The 16,472-nt window shown below is 52.7% G+C and carries 6 protein-coding genes; 1 reads left to right on the forward strand and 5 read right to left on the reverse strand.

What is annotated here, in order from left to right; all coding sequences use genetic code 11:
* Window positions 1-14 precede the first annotated feature (14 nt).
* The 3 genes from OGV69_RS11655 to OGV69_RS11665 form a co-directional block, all read right to left on the reverse strand.
* Entirely contained in the window at window positions 15-9,353 is a 9,339-nt protein-coding gene (locus OGV69_RS11655; protein ID WP_069323114.1) for an autotransporter outer membrane beta-barrel domain-containing protein, read from the reverse strand.
* 194 nt (window positions 9,354-9,547) lie between these two features.
* Window positions 9,548-10,126, reverse strand: coding sequence for a helix-turn-helix transcriptional regulator (locus OGV69_RS11660; protein ID WP_069323115.1), 579 nt, complete (start codon window positions 10,124-10,126; stop codon window positions 9,548-9,550).
* A 617-nt stretch (window positions 10,127-10,743) separates the two neighbouring features.
* A complete protein-coding gene (locus tag OGV69_RS11665) occupies window positions 10,744-11,919 on the reverse strand; it encodes a coiled-coil domain-containing protein (RefSeq protein ID WP_069323116.1) in 1,176 nt (391 codons plus the stop codon).
* Window positions 11,920-12,212: 293 nt separating this feature from the next.
* Here OGV69_RS11665 and pheP point away from each other — a divergent pair, with 293 nt between their 5' ends.
* Window positions 12,213-13,607, forward strand: coding sequence for a phenylalanine transporter (pheP, locus tag OGV69_RS11670; RefSeq protein ID WP_038638573.1), 1,395 nt, complete (start codon window positions 12,213-12,215; stop codon window positions 13,605-13,607).
* A 54-nt stretch (window positions 13,608-13,661) separates the two neighbouring features.
* Here the strand turns inward: pheP and OGV69_RS11675 are convergent, their stop codons facing one another.
* Window positions 13,662-14,906: a mechanosensitive ion channel family protein gene (locus OGV69_RS11675; RefSeq protein WP_069323117.1), complete on the reverse strand. Its 1,245-nt coding sequence runs from the start codon at window positions 14,904-14,906 to the stop codon at window positions 13,662-13,664.
* A gap of 71 nt (window positions 14,907-14,977) precedes the next feature.
* Entirely contained in the window at window positions 14,978-16,417 is a 1,440-nt protein-coding gene (locus OGV69_RS11680) for an MFS transporter (RefSeq protein WP_069323118.1), read from the reverse strand.
* Window positions 16,418-16,472 lie beyond the last annotated feature (55 nt).

The raw sequence follows: 16,472 nt of genomic DNA on the forward strand, positions 1-16,472 counted from the left end.
GAGTTTATGACTGCTTAGAACGATTTCTTAAAGCCAATGGAAGCATTGATCGGTGCTTCAACTTGCGACTTACTGCCACCGTTGCTGAATTGCGTACCCAGTTCACCGTAGACCTGCACGTTTCTGTCGATTGACCAGGACAGACCGGCCGCAACTTCGGTGCTGGAGTACTGCTGTGAGGATTCGAGCGTGGTGGTGGCGACCGCATTGCTAAAGTGCGTTTTGTCTTTTGAACCCAGACCCTGCCAGACGTTTACCCTGCCGTACGGCTGGAATTTGCCATGGTTGGTGTCATAGTCAGCAACCAGACGTACGCCCAGACGGGCGGTAAAGGAATCAGCGGTATCCATTTTCACTTTCGTTTGGGTCACACCATCAAGCCGACCATTATCAAAATCGCTGTATTGGTAGATTAACTGAGCCTGAGGTTCCAGACTCCAGGCGCTTGAACCCAGACGGAACGATTTACCCACCTCCGTTGACGCCGTCAGCGTGTTGCCTTTGACGGTATAAGAACCGTTGTTCCCGGTCGCCGCCAGGCGAGATTTATGGTTACCGTACTGCAGGACGTTATCAACATACATCCCGTCGCCCGAGAACCAGGTGGCGTAACCGCCGACGTAAAACGCATTGTCATCGATGTTTCCGCCTTTGCCGTCGCTACCCGTCTTCGTGCCTTTCACATTGCTGTCGATGTCAAGGAGGCTGGTATACATCCCGGCTTTCCAGCTTTCGTTAGCATACATATCGACGCCGACCTGGATACCCATAGTATGGGAGCTGGTTTGCGTACCGGCCGCATCGTCCAGTTTGGTTTTACCGGAGTAACCAAGCATTCTCGCCCAGGCGCGATTATCTTCATCAATGCCCGGTTTAACCTCGTCGCCCATACGTTGGTGCATGTTACCCAGCAGACTAATGTCACCCTGACGCACGACGCTGGCAAGGCCTGAATACAGCATGGTTTCCGGACGATATTCGCTTCTCAGATACCAGTTTTCCCCCTGACCCTGAGCATTGCCCGCATGCAGTTGGTACTCAAACGCGCCTGCTGCCATACGATCGGCGGCAAGGTGGAAGGCGTCGCGCGACGTTTGCGCGGTGGTGGTAGCGCCATTGAGGGCCGTGACCACCTCGATACCATCCCCGACGGTCGGGGCGCCGAGGCCAGAACCATCAACGTCCAGCAGCGTACTCCCGCTGGCTTTACCGCCATCAATAATCAGACGGTCGGCAATACCTGCACCGCTACCATTCTGAATGGCCGCCATGTTGATGATCCCTTTTTCGCCGACGTAATCCCCTTTGACGGTTAACGTTGTACCAGTCTGCTGGCCGATGAGCGAGACATCACCGCCGTTGCTCAGGCCTGCGACGGTCTGGTTGTATCCCTGCGTGTTCAACATGGTGTCAGCGACAACGTAGTGGTGTGACGCGCTACTCAGGGTGTTGATATTACCCGCCTGCAGTACGCCGTTGGCAATCAACGTTGCGCCGCTGTAGCTGTTTTCACCTTGCAGTTCCGTAATACCGCTGCCGGTCTGGTGCAACAGGCCTTTACCGCTGATATTGCCCGTTAACGCCAGGGTATCCGCGCGATCAACCTTGAGTACGCCGTTATCAACGATATCTCCCTGAATGCTGCCGATGTTACCGCCATTACCCAACTGTAAAACGCCTTGTTCGATGGTAGTGCCCCCGGTGTAGGTGTTATCCAGCGTCAGGGTGAGGGAGCCTTTACCGGTTTTGGTCAGATGACCATTACCTTCGACTTCCGTCAGCAGGGAAACGTTATGTCCGTTGGTATCGAATGTCCCGCCGCCGGATTCCAGCGTCACCTGACGGGCGGTATCAAATGCTTCGCCATACTTCAGCGTACCGCCGTTGAAGGTAATACCCGTCTCCGGCGCGCCAAGGTTGGTATCACCCGCCACCTGCAACGTACCTGAGGTGATGGTGGTTCCACCGCTGTAGGTGTTGTCGCCAGTGAGGATCAGCGTACCGAGATCGCCTTTATTCAGGCCGCCGGTACCGCGGATCACGCTGTCGATAGTTGCGGTGTAGTTTGCGCCGTCTACCGTGCCATCGCCGACGCGAATCAGCGTGTTCGCTGTGTCGGTGGTAATGGCCTCACCACCCACGCGATAGCCATCGGTGGCGAACTGTGCGCCGCTGATGATAACGTCGCCTTTGCTGTTATCGACGGTGACGTTGCCCGCTTCACCCTGGAAGACGGCGAAGGCGGCATCGGTAAACGGTGCGTTCAGCGCGCCTTCTGGCGTGGATTCATCCGTGGTCCAGTTGTCGTTACCCTGGCTGGATTGCCAGATACCGTCGCCGCCGTTGATGACGCCGTTGTTTTTCAGCTCGCCATTCTCACCGCCGGTGCCGTCCCAGAAGCGCAGCGTCAGTCCGGCATGGTTGACCAGGTTAACCTGGTTGTTAACCGAGGTTTGCACGTACAGGCTGTCTGCGGCTTCCGGCGCGTTGGCAATGTCCATCACATTGTTGGTCAAGGTGCCGGTGTAGTTGATGACGCGGTAAACGCCCACGTCAAAGCTGCCGCCCGGAGAGGTCTCGATATTGAGCTTACCGTCGAGCGTCAGGTCGCCATTCACATCAATCAGGTCGTTGAAGGCACCGCCTGGGGTATAAGCCTGACCAAACTGATAATCCAGTTGGGCGTTATCACTCAGCGTCAGTGAACCGGTGGTCAGTTTACCCACGCTGTTGATGGCGGCGCCAGCTGTAATATGACCGTCGTCCAGCACGTCAACCGCGCCGCCGATAATACCGTTCCCGCCGAGCGTCGCGCCGGATTTAACCGTTACCTGACCGGTCGCGGCAGACTGGTTGCCGTTGACCAGCAGCACGCCTTCATTGACGTCCGTGGTGCCGGTATAAGTGTTATCGCCTGTCAGCGTTAAGGTGCCATCACCGATTTTCACCAGGCTACCGTCGTTACCGCTGATAATGCCGCTGATGGTGTCATCAAGTTGCAGATTCCCCAGCGACAATGCTTTATTGCCCAATTCGACATTCCCCGCGCCGGACAACGAGCCGATAGAGGTTGCGCTGTCGACCGCGCTGATATCGACCTTACCGCCCACCAGGTTTTTAACGACGGTATTTTCTGCCATCGCCAGGTCGGCAAAGGTCATCAGTCCGCTGTTATTCACGCTGGCATTGCCGCCGCTGGCATTCTCTTCCAAAGCCAGCGTACTGTCTTTTGCCACGTTAACCGTCGCGTTGCCTGCGGTGGCGTTGTCGGTTAACAGCGCTTTTGCAGCGCCAGTCAGGTTGAGTTTGGCGCTTGCTGCGGTGACATTATCCGCCAGCGTTAACAGGCTGTCGGCGATGTTCATGGTCAGGGATTTCAGACTGGTCTCTGTCCCGCTGACATTGAGCGTCGCCCCCTTATTGACGTTCACGGTGCTGCTTTCATTGCTACCAAAGGCCCCGGTTTTGCTGACGTTGACCGTGACATTGTTGGCATTACCCGTACCGGCGATTTCGGTATCGCCTTTGTAGCTGTTGGCGCGATCGAGCGACAAGGTGCTGCCCGCATCGCTTGAGCTGCTGGTGACTTTCAGTTTACCGTCGCCGGTAATCTCACCGGCTGGCGTGAAGTGGCGCGAATTGAGGTCAAACACCGCCGCGTTATCACTCGCTCCCAGCTCGATAGTGCGATTGCTGGTCAGGTCCGCACCCATCTGCAGGGTGGAGCCGTTGTTAATAACCAGATCGGTTCCGCTTTGGCCGAGGTTGCTGTCAGAGGAAATCTGCAACGTACCGCCATCAATGCGCGTGCCGCCGCGATACTCGTTATCACCGCTGAGGATCAGACGACCAAGGTCGGTTTTCACCAGCGTCAGTTTGTCAGTCGTGCTGGCTTCGCGGATCACCGACTCAATGGCCGCGGTAAAGTTTTGACCCGCGCCACCGGCGCCAACGCGCAGCAGCAGTTCACCGGTGCCTGGCGTCTGGCCTGCATGGGTCGCGTTTTCTGTGGTGGCATACGCGTTAAGCGCATCACCTTTAACGATATAGCCATCGGCGTCAAACTGCGCCCCGGAGAAGTTAACTTCGCCCGCGGCGTTATCCACGGTAACGGTTCCGCCTTTGGTGGTGAAGACGGCAAAGGATTTCTGCGCCCAAGGGGCGTTACCTTCACCGGTTGCCGTGGTCCAGTTGTTATCTCCCTGGCTGCCGATCGCCATCCATTTGCCATCGCCGCCGTCAATTTTGCTGTTGCCTTCAATGCCCGACGCGCCATGGCTCTGATTGACGGTTGCGCCGTCCCAGAACTGCAGGGTAACGCCGTTGGCGTTCACCAGGTTGACCTGTTTGTCGATAGAGGTCTGGACAAAAATATTACTCTTATCCTGGCTGTCCGGTATTGCGCCCAGCTCCAGCGTCTGGTTATCCAGCGTGCCGCCATAGTTATAGATACGATATACGCCCGGACCGAAGTTACCACCCTGTGAAGTGGTAACATCCAGAGTTCCGTCAAGCTGCAGATCGCCTGCGACGTTGACCAGATCGTTTAGCGCACCGCCTGGCGTATAAGCGTTGCCCAGTTCGAAAGCGGAGGTCGTTTTGCTGCCAAGCTGCAGATTACCGTTAATGGTGAGCGTTCCTGCACCGCCATCACCCGCGCTGAGGGTGGTGGCATCGTTCATCAATACATTGCCACCGATAATGCCATTCCCGCCAAGTGTGGATGTGCCGCTGACGGTCGTTGCGCCGCGCGCCGCGCTTTGATCGCCATTCACCAGCAGCGTACCGTTGGTGACGGTGGTATCGCCGGTATAGGTGTTATTGCCGTTCAGACGGGTAATGCCGCCGCCGATTTGTTGCAGCGCGCCGATGCCAGAGATCACCCCGTTGAGCAGGACGTTGTTGGCGCGGTTGATCGCCAGCACGCCGTTGTCGATGATGTCAGATACGGCGCTGACTTCGCCCTCATTGCCGCCGTCACCCAACTGCAACGTACCGGTTTGCGCGATGGTGGTAGAGCCGGTGTAGCTGTTGTTGGCGGTAAACACCGTGGTGCCGCCCGCCGCACGTTCAAATTTCCCGTCGCCGCTGATGATGCCACGATAGATCTGCGCCGCTGACGCATCTCCCAGGGTATCGAAGATAACCCTGCTGCCTGCGCCCTGGGTCGTCACATCGTAATCGCCAATGCTGGCGGCAGTACTGGTCGGCTCAACGTGATCGCCGGTGCGCAGCGTTGCGCCATTGTTTACGGCAAGGGTTTTGCTCGCCAGACTCAGGTTTTCAACGATGCGTACATCCGCGTTTGATCCGCTGATGGTCAGGGAATCCCAGCCGGTGCCAATGTTGGTGCCGGTATTCAGGTTGTCGCTGGCAAGCGTGCCAATCTTCGCATCTTTCGTATTGGTGAAGGTGAGGGCATTGCCCGTACCCGCAGCGGTAATGATGTGGCGCGTTTTATCCAGTATTACATTGCCGATGTTGGCTTTATTGTTGCCGCCAGTGCCAGCGAAATTCACTTCGCCCGCATAGGAACCGCTGCGCCAGTTGAAGGTATCTCTGCCTTCGCCGGTATTGATTACGCCGCTGGTGATACCGCCGCTGATATCAATGGTGTCATTGCCTTTACCAGACTGAATAGCCACTGCCGTGTCGTTGATGGCCTGAAGGGTACCGGTATTGGTGATTTTTTTCTTGCTGTCGCCGCTGGCGTCAATCACCGGTGAGGTCGTGCTGGCAGAAATAATCTTCCCGCTGTTGGTTAATGCGCTGACGTTTTTCGCGATGATCGCAGAACCGCCTGCGCTGTTATGTACGTTGATGTCGGCACTGGTCGTGACCTGGCCATCCGTATTGGCGCGGATACCGCTACCTTCGCTGTTTCGCACCTCAACGGTATAGCCTTTGCCGATGGTCAGATCGCCCGTCACCGCGTCGCCATTGCGCTGCTCAAAGGCGAAACCGGTACCTTTACCGTTGACGTTGAGGATGTTGTTCAGGCCATCGTTCATGGTCAGCGCGACGCTGGTGCGGATCCCTGGACCATCGTTGGAATCGATAGTGACATCACGCAGTGTGATATTGGTGTTGTTGGCATCGTTTTGAATACCGGCACCAGTACCCTCAGCGCGAATCATCACGCTTTGCGCGGCCAGCGCGCCTGCGCCCTCGGCCAGACGAATACCATCAGCAGATCCATTAGTGGTAATGCTGTCGCCAGTTTTACCGTTGATCAGCAGACTGGCCCCCTGGGTCAGCAGAACGCCAGCAGTACCATCATCAACCTGAATTTTGCCCAGCTTACTAATCTGCGCGTTATAGCCTGAGGCGCGTACGCCGATGCCGTTGCTGACATGCAGGGCGCTGGAGGAGTTATTGGTTAAGTTCCCGCCTTGTTGCACATCAACGCCGATGCTGTCGACGCTGGCCAGATCGATGCTCGCTTTGGTATCGAGGAGCAGGTTGCCCAGATTTCTCGCCACATAGGCAATAACCTTGTTGCCGCTGGCTTCAGAGGTAATCTTCGCGTTTGAGGTGAGGGTGGTGCTCGTGGCATTCCCCTGCGTGTCGCCATTCAATTGATGCGCCTGACCATCCACCACCCCGGCAACGGTGCTTTCACCGGTTAAATTGATGGTGGTTTTATCGCTGATGGTACCGTTGGCGCCGCCTTCGATGACCAGCGCTGCGGAGTTGGTGCCCTTAACGGTAAACGTCGCTTCCCCGGTATCTACGCTACTGCCTGCGCCGGTGGCGAGCACGCCAACAGAATTGTTGCCGCTGAGCGTCAGATTCAGGTCAGAAGTGGACTGATCTTTCGGGTTAGTCGTATTACCGGCCAACAATGCGCCATTGGCGATACGGAAAATAGTGGTGCGATCCTGGCCGTTGTCATTCATCACCGCCTGCCCAATATTGGCGGTCGCGCCTTTACCATACAGGTAATAACCAATCTGATCGGTGTTGTTGAACGCCGGGCTACTCAGACTATCGACGTTAGCGATGGCGTTATCACGCACGTGTACGCCGATGTTACCTGCCTGATTCAGGGTGATATCAGAATAGACATTGACCGTTGCCTGACCGTTGGCGCCGCCTTCTGCCCAAATAGCATAGTTTCGGTTACCGACGCCGCCGTCACCGTCTACTACGATAGAACCAGAAGCGCTGGTGGTGACTTCGGCATTTTTCTTATTGGCGCTGACGTGGATCCCGACGTTATTGTTGCCATTAACGTTAATTTTGCCGTCATTTCTAATGATCTGACCATTCTCTGCGCCACTGTCACGCACAGTAATGCCGTAGTTCTTGCTGGTGCCTCCACGGCCATCGCCATTGATTGCGATAGTGCCGGTATTCAGCACATTACCTGTTGCATTGCCGATCAGGATCCCGGCGGCGTTACGTATGCCGACGCCAAGGGTGATGAGACCGTTGTTAATCACCTCTTTGGCGCTTTTGGTCATGATACCGGCGCTTGGGCTGGAACCGCCTGGCAGTATGGCATCCTGGGAGGAATTATTAGCATAGCGGCCAAGGTAAATAGAGGCATTCTGGGTGTTGGTAAATGTGGCGTTGTCGGCGACTTCTACGCCAAAGGCGGTGCCGTTACCAAAGGGGGTATTGTTTTTGTGTCCGTTGACGATATTGATATCGCCGTTATTAGTGCCTTGCGCGTCGTTGGACAACTGCATACCAATGGCCAGCGTCAACGAAGTCTCGGGATCGTCTTTACTCCAGGGATCGGCAGCAGAAGCGGTACCGAAGTTATCGGTAGTAATCGCCTGGTTGATTGTGCCTTCGTTGGTAATTACGCTGGCGCCTTGCCCCTGCATGCCAAATGCACCGTAGCTGTTGACGTTTTGGTTACCGTCCTTATCAATAAACAGCCCGGCGTTAATCGTTCCGTGGTTGGTTGCTGTCGCATCTTTCGCCAGCATGCCAATTGCCAGGCTCTGGCCGGTAGAGGTACGCAATGCGTTCAGTTCGCCCAGGTTAGTGATAACCCCGCCGTCAATGGCTTTCATCACGCCATTAATACTGCCGTCTACGGCGATCATCGCATCTTTATTCAACGTACCGGCGGTACCCGCGCCGTTGGCATAGATAGCGTGTAGCTCACCGCGTTCGGCGGTCGTGTTATTGCTATGCGACTCGCCATCGGTCCAGACGTCGTAATCCCAGGAGATAACATCAGATGACTTACCTGAAGTCAGTAAGTCATCTATCAGCTCAGCATACTTCGCTTGCGCGGCGGAGACGGTTGTGATTTGACTGTCTTCAACATCCAGCCACAACTGGATCTGACTGACTTTTTGTCCATCCGGCTTTTGCGCGGCATCATCGCTTTCACCTAACAACCAGCTATTGAACTCAGCCAGTTCCGCAGCCGTGGTAATTGAGAACGTTTTTTCCCCCGTTTCGATAACCTCGCCAGCGTCGTTATAGCCATACGTCATCAGCGTTACATCGCCGCCAAATACGGAGGTCGTCCTGGAACCGTTAAACGTTTTGGTCGGAATAACGGGGGCGGCGTTAAATTTGATGTAGTTATCGGATTGCCAGTTCACCTGGCTGTTGGCGCCTTGCGCTTCCAGCAGCGAGGAATCTTTAGCCAGTAATTCGATGGTATTGGCTTTGTCACGTACATGAAGCGTATCGTTGCCAATATTCAGATTGGCTGTGGCGCCATTGGTCGCCAACGCGATGCCAAATTGCTTATAGATTTGCGTTTGTTGCGCATCATACGTATTTAAAACAGCATCGCCAATTTGTGACTCAGTGATAAACCCGGCTAACGCACTGGTATCAAAAACTTTAATGGTTTCTGGCTCTCCGGGGAGCGCCGGATCAAAAATATCAAAGTCCGTACTTTGCGAAGGCTTCGCTGACTGGGTATGAGTCAGGTATTCTGCCAGCTCTTCCTCCGTAGAGATTGTTTTTACGCTCTGGTCAGGGCTGGTAGCCTTAAGCGTGATTTTGCCGGTTTGCAGCAGCTCCCGGATAGTCGTTGACTCAACAACGCCGCTTTGGCCTGGGGTAATCGTCGGGATCGCGCCGCTGATATTGAGCGCCTGACCAGTGGTATTATCTTCATATAAGAAGCCGTAGTTATGAATTCCCTCATAAACGCCAGCGGAAATTCCTCGCTGGTAGTCAGTAGAAATATTATGATCGCCGATATCAATAATCGGATCAGCCGAGGCCATCATCGACGCTCCGCTTAATGCGCCAGCAGCGAGGACGGCGACAGTTTTACGTGAACTACTTTTTTTCTTGCCTTTAGTTAATTCAGAAACGACCACCCAGATGCCGAGCGCCGCGTTCCAAATAATGCTGTAAACTTTGTTCATATATAACCCTCGTCTACATTCCTGTTATGTATGTGTTAATACGTTGAGTTGTTGGCTATGATTGGCCCGCGGATGCGCTACCCGGCATATTGATTTTTGGGAATAGGGCTCCCTTCCGAGCGTTGCGGAATTTAAAATGAGCCGAAAGGAAAGAGTTAAATAATAACCGTGATAATTGTCCTTAAATAAGTCAGTTACGGCTGGCTATAGTGGGAAATGGTGTACTTGAGCCGGGTGTTATTTTTGCCGAGCTTTCTGGCAATGTTGCTTTTGTACGCCCCGATGGTTTTTTCACTTTTTAGTGACGCCCCGGCGATTTGTGCCAATGACCAACCCCGGGCAAGCATCATCATGATATTGAATTCGTTTGCGGTAATTTTAGTCTGTAGTGCGTTGATATTATTTTGTTTTTTATTCTGTATGATACGTGTAACGGCATGCAGTAACCGATCGAGACTGGCATCTTGATCGAGTAATTGCATGTTCTTCCCGCAAACGGTTTGAAAAAGAGAAAAGGTGGCTTCATCTGCCAAAACAATAATTTTTGTGGCAGGGCGGATAGCCATGCTGCGGATAATCCTGGCATATTTTAAAAAATCTGATTTGTCAGGATTAATAATGATGTAATCCGTGCCATCTGGCAGGAACTTGATTGCTGAAAACGTCTGAGAGGAGTGGTATGTAATATCAATATATAATGATGAACCACGTAGAATTTCTCGCATGCCTAGCCAGGGATAAAGTGAATCACCCAAAAAAATAGCCTTAGACATTACGATCTCCTTGAAATTTTAATGCAAGCAGTCGCCTCTTTTTTCTGGCTGAAAAAAGAGTTTCTTGCGACGCGTGGAATGTTAATTAAATCTCGTATAACGTTCTTTGGCTTGAACGTATCCTTATTTATTGCCGATTCAACAGATATTTTCTGTATTTATTTGAAGCATTAACTATTCTGAAAGTAGATATTACACTTTGTTAAAATTTAAGATAAATCGTTTATATCACCTCTGAGCAGATGATTGATAGATTTCGCTTATGGATCACCACAAGAATGGGCCCACCTTTTCCATAAAGGCAGGATATTCCTGGGCTTATTGACGGTGATTTATTTAAAAATGATTATATTTCAAAGGAATGCCAGCTTGTGATGATGGACTGGTTGGTGGGTAGGAGAATTCTTAATTAAGATTAGGAAGAAGGGGCGGGTGGGAACAGTGAAGATGGAAATATCGCCAAATTTACATTAAGCATCTAAAAATGTTTGAATTTAAGACTATTTAGCCAATTAAAAAAAGATTCATGGTTTTTTATTCTGAGTTAGTCTTTTTGTGCTTTATTTGAGCATGTTGCTTGCCGTTGTCATTTTATCTGCTTACTTCGCTGCTAGCGCTCAGCCCGCTAACAGCTCCTGCTCGACCTGTTGCACCTGTTGTTCCAGCGAGTTGCGGATTTCCGTCAGCGCCCGTTGCTGGTCAGAGAAGTAAGCCTCTTTATCGGTCACGGAGGAAGCAAGGCGCCAGGCGTTTTCCGCCTCTAGTTCGGTAATCTCTTTCAGCAGTGCGTTAATTTGTTCTCTGAGCTGCTGTATTTTGCTGCGTAAATGCTGCAGATCGTTCAATCGGTCACTCGCCATCATCGGTTCGAGACCACTTTGTAACTGGGTCAGTAACGCCCGTACGGCGGCAAGGTCGGCATTTTGGCGCGCCTGGTTAAGCTGTACCATCATCTGATGCGCTTTCTCTTTCAGATCATCCGCCACTACGTCCGGGTGGCAAAGACGACTGGCCTGCCGCCACAGGCGCTTTAGCTCGCTACGCTCATCGGGAGAAAGTCGTTGATCGCGGGTAAAACGATGCTGTGCGTCCTGCTGCTGCTCCTGATATTCATCATATTCATGACTGGCCTCTTCTTGTGCCTGGCGAGTCGCGCTGTCGTCCTGGCGAGAAAAGTCGTTTTCCAGTTCACGAATCTCCGCCAGCAGGGCGGTGATCAGCTCCGTTTGTTGCTGAATGCGTTGCCGGGTTTCGACAGATTCGCGCGAATCTGAGTGCTGGTTCATCCATTGCTGCTTGAGTCTGGCCAACTGCTCAACGGCCTGGGAAATATAGTGCTGACAGGATTGATAGTCTTTTTCCCGGCGTTTTCGCTCCGCTTCCTGCTTACGTTGCGCGCTGGCGGCCAGTTGCTTACGCAGCTCAAGGATGCGGCTCATCAACGGCCCAAGACGAAGATGGTATAGATCGTTGAAATCATCAAGGATTTGAATGCGCGTGTTGCGCTTATCAATCAGGTCACGCAATTGTGTTTCCAGCGCTTTCAGTTCGAGTTTACTCGCCGCAATCGCAGGATCCTGCCACGTAGAGACTGCCCGCTGAGATTGCAGCCAGGCGGTGATTTCACGCAGAGCATCGCTAAAGCGCCGGGCTTCGATCGCCTGCACGATGGTGCCTGGCACGACTGACAAAGGCTCATTTTTCAGATGCGCCACCTGTTGGAAAATAATCTCCTCATCTTCCAGTTCAATAGCGCTTTTGACGATTTCCAGTCGTTTGATGATCTTATTCATGACAGTCGTTGCCTGGCCTGGCTTAAAAATGAGTGACTGAAATACAACAGGCTCACCCATTTGAAAATGTTAGAAAAACAGTAAAGCGCATTCTGTGGCCTGGAATGCCTTTTCGTCCAGAATAATTCACTGTAATTATGAAAAGCGTGAGCTCTGGTAAGGAGCAGCCCCATGAAAAATAACAACGGCTCAGGCATCGCTGATGACCATGGTGTTAAACGATTGCGCCTTGCGGCAACCAGGTTGAAATGTTAAAAGAAGCCCCTTCAATAAAAACGACACAGGGGAAGGGCGTGAAAAACGCGTCAACTGCATCTGACACCAGCGTGTCTGATGCCGCGTCGACGAATGAGCCGACGCTTCAGCGGGGGTTGCAAAACCGCCATATTCAGTTAATTGCGCTGGGCGGAGCAATTGGGACCGGCCTGTTTTTGGGCATTGGTCCGGCCATTCAGATGGCGGGGCCTGCGGTGTTACTGGGTTACGGCGTAGCCGGAATCATCGCTTTTTTGATTATGCGTCAACTGGGCGAAATGGTGGTGGAAGAACCCGTTTCCGGATCGTTTGCCCATTTTGCCTATAAATACTGGGGACCGTTTGCTGGATTTTTGTCCGGCTGGAACTACTGGGTGATGTTTGTGCTGGTTGGCATGGCGGAGCTGACAGCGGCCGGAATCTACATGCAGTACTGGCTGCCCGATGTCCCCACCTGGATTTGGGCCGCCGCGTTTTTTGTGATCATCAACGCCGTCAATCTGGTTAACGTACGTCTGTATGGCGAAACGGAATTCTGGTTTGCGCTGATTAAAGTGCTGGCCATTATCGGCATGATTGGTTTTGGCATCTGGATGCTGTTTTCCGGTAACGGCGGGGAACATGCGAGCATCGATAATCTCTGGCGTTACAACGGCTTTTTTGCCACCGGCTGGAACGGATTGATCCTTTCGCTGGCGGTGATTATGTTCTCGTTTGGCGGGCTGGAATTGATAGGGATCACTGCCGCGGAAGCGCAGGATCCGCAGAAAAGCATCCCGAAAGCGGTAAATCAGGTGGTGTACCGTATTTTGCTGTTTTACATCGGTTCTCTGGTGGTGCTGCTGGCCTTGTACCCGTGGGTGGAAGTGAAATCAAACAGTAGCCCGTTCGTGATGATTTTCCATAATCTTGACAGTAACGTGGTGGCTTCTGCACTGAATTTTGTCATTCTGGTGGCTTCACTGTCGGTCTATAACAGCGGTGTTTACTCGAACAGCCGCATGCTGTTTGGCTTGTCCGTGCAGGGAAATGCGCCGAAGTTTTTAACCCGCGTCAGTCGTCGTGGCGTTCCGGTGAACTCATTGATTCTGTCCGGCGCGATTACGTCACTGGTGGTGTTGATCAACTATGTGCTGCCGCAAAAAGCGTTCAGTCTGTTGATGGCGCTGGTTGTCGCGACGCTGCTACTAAACTGGATTATGATTTGTCTGGCGCATTTGCGATTCCGCGCGGCGATGCGCCGCAAAGGACGTGATACCCAGTTTAAAGCGCTGCTGTATCCGGCCGGAAACTATCTGTGCATTGCCTTCCTCGGCATGATTCTGGTGCTGATGTGCACCATGGATGATATGCGCTTGTCCGCTATTCTGCTGCCGATATGGATCCTGTTCCTGTTTGTTGCCTTCAAACTGCTGCGCCGTAAATCCCGCTAATATCTAACCGATCTCATCCTGGCGATGAGATCGGTTACCACTTCTCATTGCCGATTAACGCTGAAAAGCCCCTGACAATGCGCGAATATCATTTCCGGTAGGCGACTGATGAATGCGTAAGCCAAACTCTTCGATCACTGCGAATATATGGTCGAAGATATCAGCCTGAATACTTTCATATTCCAGCCAGACTACTGTATTGGTAAAAGCATAAATCTCGATCGGCAAACCATGATCGTCCGGCGCAAGCTGGCGTACCATTAACGTCATATCTTTGCGAATCCGCGGATGGTGACGTAAATATTCGTTCAGATAGGCGCGGAAAGTGCCAATATTGGTCATCCGGCGGTGATTCAATACGGATTCAGGCGCATCCAATAGCTGATTCCACTCGTCAATTTCCTGATGACGCGTGGTTAAATACGGCTTTAGCAGGTGTGCTTTATGCAGTCGCTGGCGTTCATCTTCGTCAAGAAAATGAATGCTGGTGGCATCAATGCTGATGCTGCGTTTAATGCGTCGCCCCCCGGAAGCAGACATCCCGCTCCAGTTTTTAAAAGAGTCCGATACCAGTGACCAGGTGGGGATAGTGGTGATGGTGTTATCCCAGTTGCGCACTTTCACCGTGGTCAAACCAATATCGATAACCGCGCCGTCTGCGCCGTATTTCGGCATTTCCAGCCAGTCGCCCAACTTCAACATATCGTTGGCTGAAAGCTGTATGCCGGCCACCAGGCCGAGGATTGGATCTTTAAACACCAGCATTAAGACGGCGGCCATCGCGCCCAGGCCGCTTATCAGTATTGCCGGGGACTGACCAATCAGCAGGGAAATCATCAAAATCCCAACGATAATTGCGCCGATCAGTTTGATTCCCTGGAATATACCTTTCAACGGTAGCTGAGATGCGGCTGGGAGTTTTTGCGACAGATTGAGAATAACGTCCAGCAGGGAGAACAGGGACAGCAGGGCGTACATCATGATCCACAGCTGAGCGCAGGTCACTAATATCTCTGCGGCTTCGCTGCCTTTTTGTAACCACAGCGCGGCCTGAATGTTGACAATGATACCCTGCAGGGTGAATGCCAGCCGGTGAAATAACTTGTTCTGCGTGATGATTTGTAGCCACAGACGGGAGCTGGCGTTCGCGCGCTTTTCAAATGCGCGCAGCACCACCCAGTGCAAAATAACGTGAACAATAATGGCGGTGAGAAAAATAATGCCAAAAATCATCACCAGCGAGGTGGTGTGGTTTATTTCAATGCCGAGTTCTTCTACCTGAGATATCAATTCCTGCATAATGTCTCCTTAATAAACAGCGGCCTATGATGACCGCTGTCGGGAGCTTATGCAAATTACGCTCGTCTTGCCTACGATTTTGCGGTGATGCTGGCGCACACCGGATTGATATTCAGCGTGCGGCGAAATAAAAAGGTAGTCAGTAACAGTACGGTCATCATTGTGGCTTCGACGGCTAAAAAGCCGATAACCGAGCGCGTGTAATCACCATGGTAATGTTGCTGCAGATGCAGGAACAGCGCCCCCAACACGGCGGGACCGAGTCCTAATGTTGCCTGCTGCAACGTACTCAGAATGGTGGTTCCGGCGCCCGCATCGTGCGTGGCGATATCGCGCATACCGATGCGATAAAAACTGTTCACAATCAGCGCCTGACCATAGCCGATAAACGCTGTCGCCGGAACGAGCGAAATGGCCGAGGTATGCATACCTGAATACCAGAAGGTCATCATTAAGCCCATCAAGCCAGCGATCTGAATAATCAACCCGGTGAGCAGAATACGTCCCGTGCTATAGCGGGCAATGAGTCGCGGTGCGTAACAGGCGGAGATAAAATAGGCTGCGCCAAGCGCAATAAAGCTATTGCCGGATTCCCAGGGCGCCATCCCCAGACCGGCCTGTAGCGTCAGCGCCATACAGAACATAAATCCTGACCAGGCGCTAAAAAACAGTAATGCGATCAGCACGCCGAACCGGATGCTGCTGAGTTTTAACAGGCGTGGCGGTAAGAGAGGATGTTGCCCGGTCTGTTCTTGTCGTAACGCATTGCTGCGCATCCACCATCCCAAAGGCAGGATGGCGACCAGAGCAAGCTGAGTCTGCCACGGCCAGCCGGTTTCCGGGCCTAATGCCATGGGAAACAACAAGCAGCAGAGAATCGCAGCCAGACTGCTGGTGCCCAGCCAGTCGATGCGGGTTCGGGTTTCTCGCGTGGTTTCCGGGACATAGCGTTGGCTGAACATCAGAACTAACAGACAGATCGGGACATTAATAAAAAAGGCGTTGCGCCAGCCCAGCCCTGCAATATCTGCCGAAACCAGCCAGCCTCCGCCCATCTGGCCGACAATAAACGCGATGCCGCCAATTCCTCCATACAAACTGATGGCCCGCGCATGTGCAGGACCTTTCAGCGTGACGTGCAGGGTGGCAAGGATCTGCGGCACGATTAGCGCCGCGCCCGCACCTTGTAGAACGCGGGCAGCCAGTAACATATGAATGGAATTCGCCATCCCGCATAAAAGAGAGGCGATGCCAAACAGCACGACGCCTGTCATAAACAGGCGGCGGCGACCATAGTTATCACCGAGTTTGCTGCCCAGCGCCAGACAAACGGCGAAAGTCATCCCGTACAAAGCGACAATCAGCTCCAGCTGTGTGGTGGTGGCCTGAAGCGACTGGGTAATGGAATCCAGAGCGACATTGGTAATTGATGTATCAATGAGCGGGAGCATTTGGCCTGTCAATAACAGGAGCAACCCTATGCGGCCGGGTGAAACAGTTGATGTACTCATAGTAACTCCATTGCATCATTTTGCAGATGGACGTAGCATCACTGAAAAATTAAAC

Origin of the sequence: Citrobacter sp. Cc139 (assembly GCF_030334645.1) — a bacterium.
In the GTDB taxonomy this organism is placed as follows: Bacteria; Pseudomonadota; Gammaproteobacteria; order Enterobacterales; family Enterobacteriaceae; genus Citrobacter; species Citrobacter werkmanii.

What these genes read in the sequence shown, in the direction of transcription:
- OGV69_RS11655 (WP_069323114.1), bottom strand. Translation starts at nt 9,353, where the DNA reads ATGAACAAAGTTTACAGCATTATTTGGAACGCGGCGCTCGGCATCTGG.
- OGV69_RS11660 (WP_069323115.1), bottom strand. Translation starts at nt 10,126, where the DNA reads ATGTCTAAGGCTATTTTTTTGGGTGATTCACTTTATCCCTGGCTAGGC.
- OGV69_RS11665 (WP_069323116.1), bottom strand. Translation starts at nt 11,919, where the DNA reads ATGAATAAGATCATCAAACGACTGGAAATCGTCAAAAGCGCTATTGAA.
- OGV69_RS11675 (WP_069323117.1), bottom strand. Translation starts at nt 14,906, where the DNA reads ATGCAGGAATTGATATCTCAGGTAGAAGAACTCGGCATTGAAATAAAC.
- OGV69_RS11680 (WP_069323118.1), bottom strand. Translation starts at nt 16,417, where the DNA reads ATGAGTACATCAACTGTTTCACCCGGCCGCATAGGGTTGCTCCTGTTA.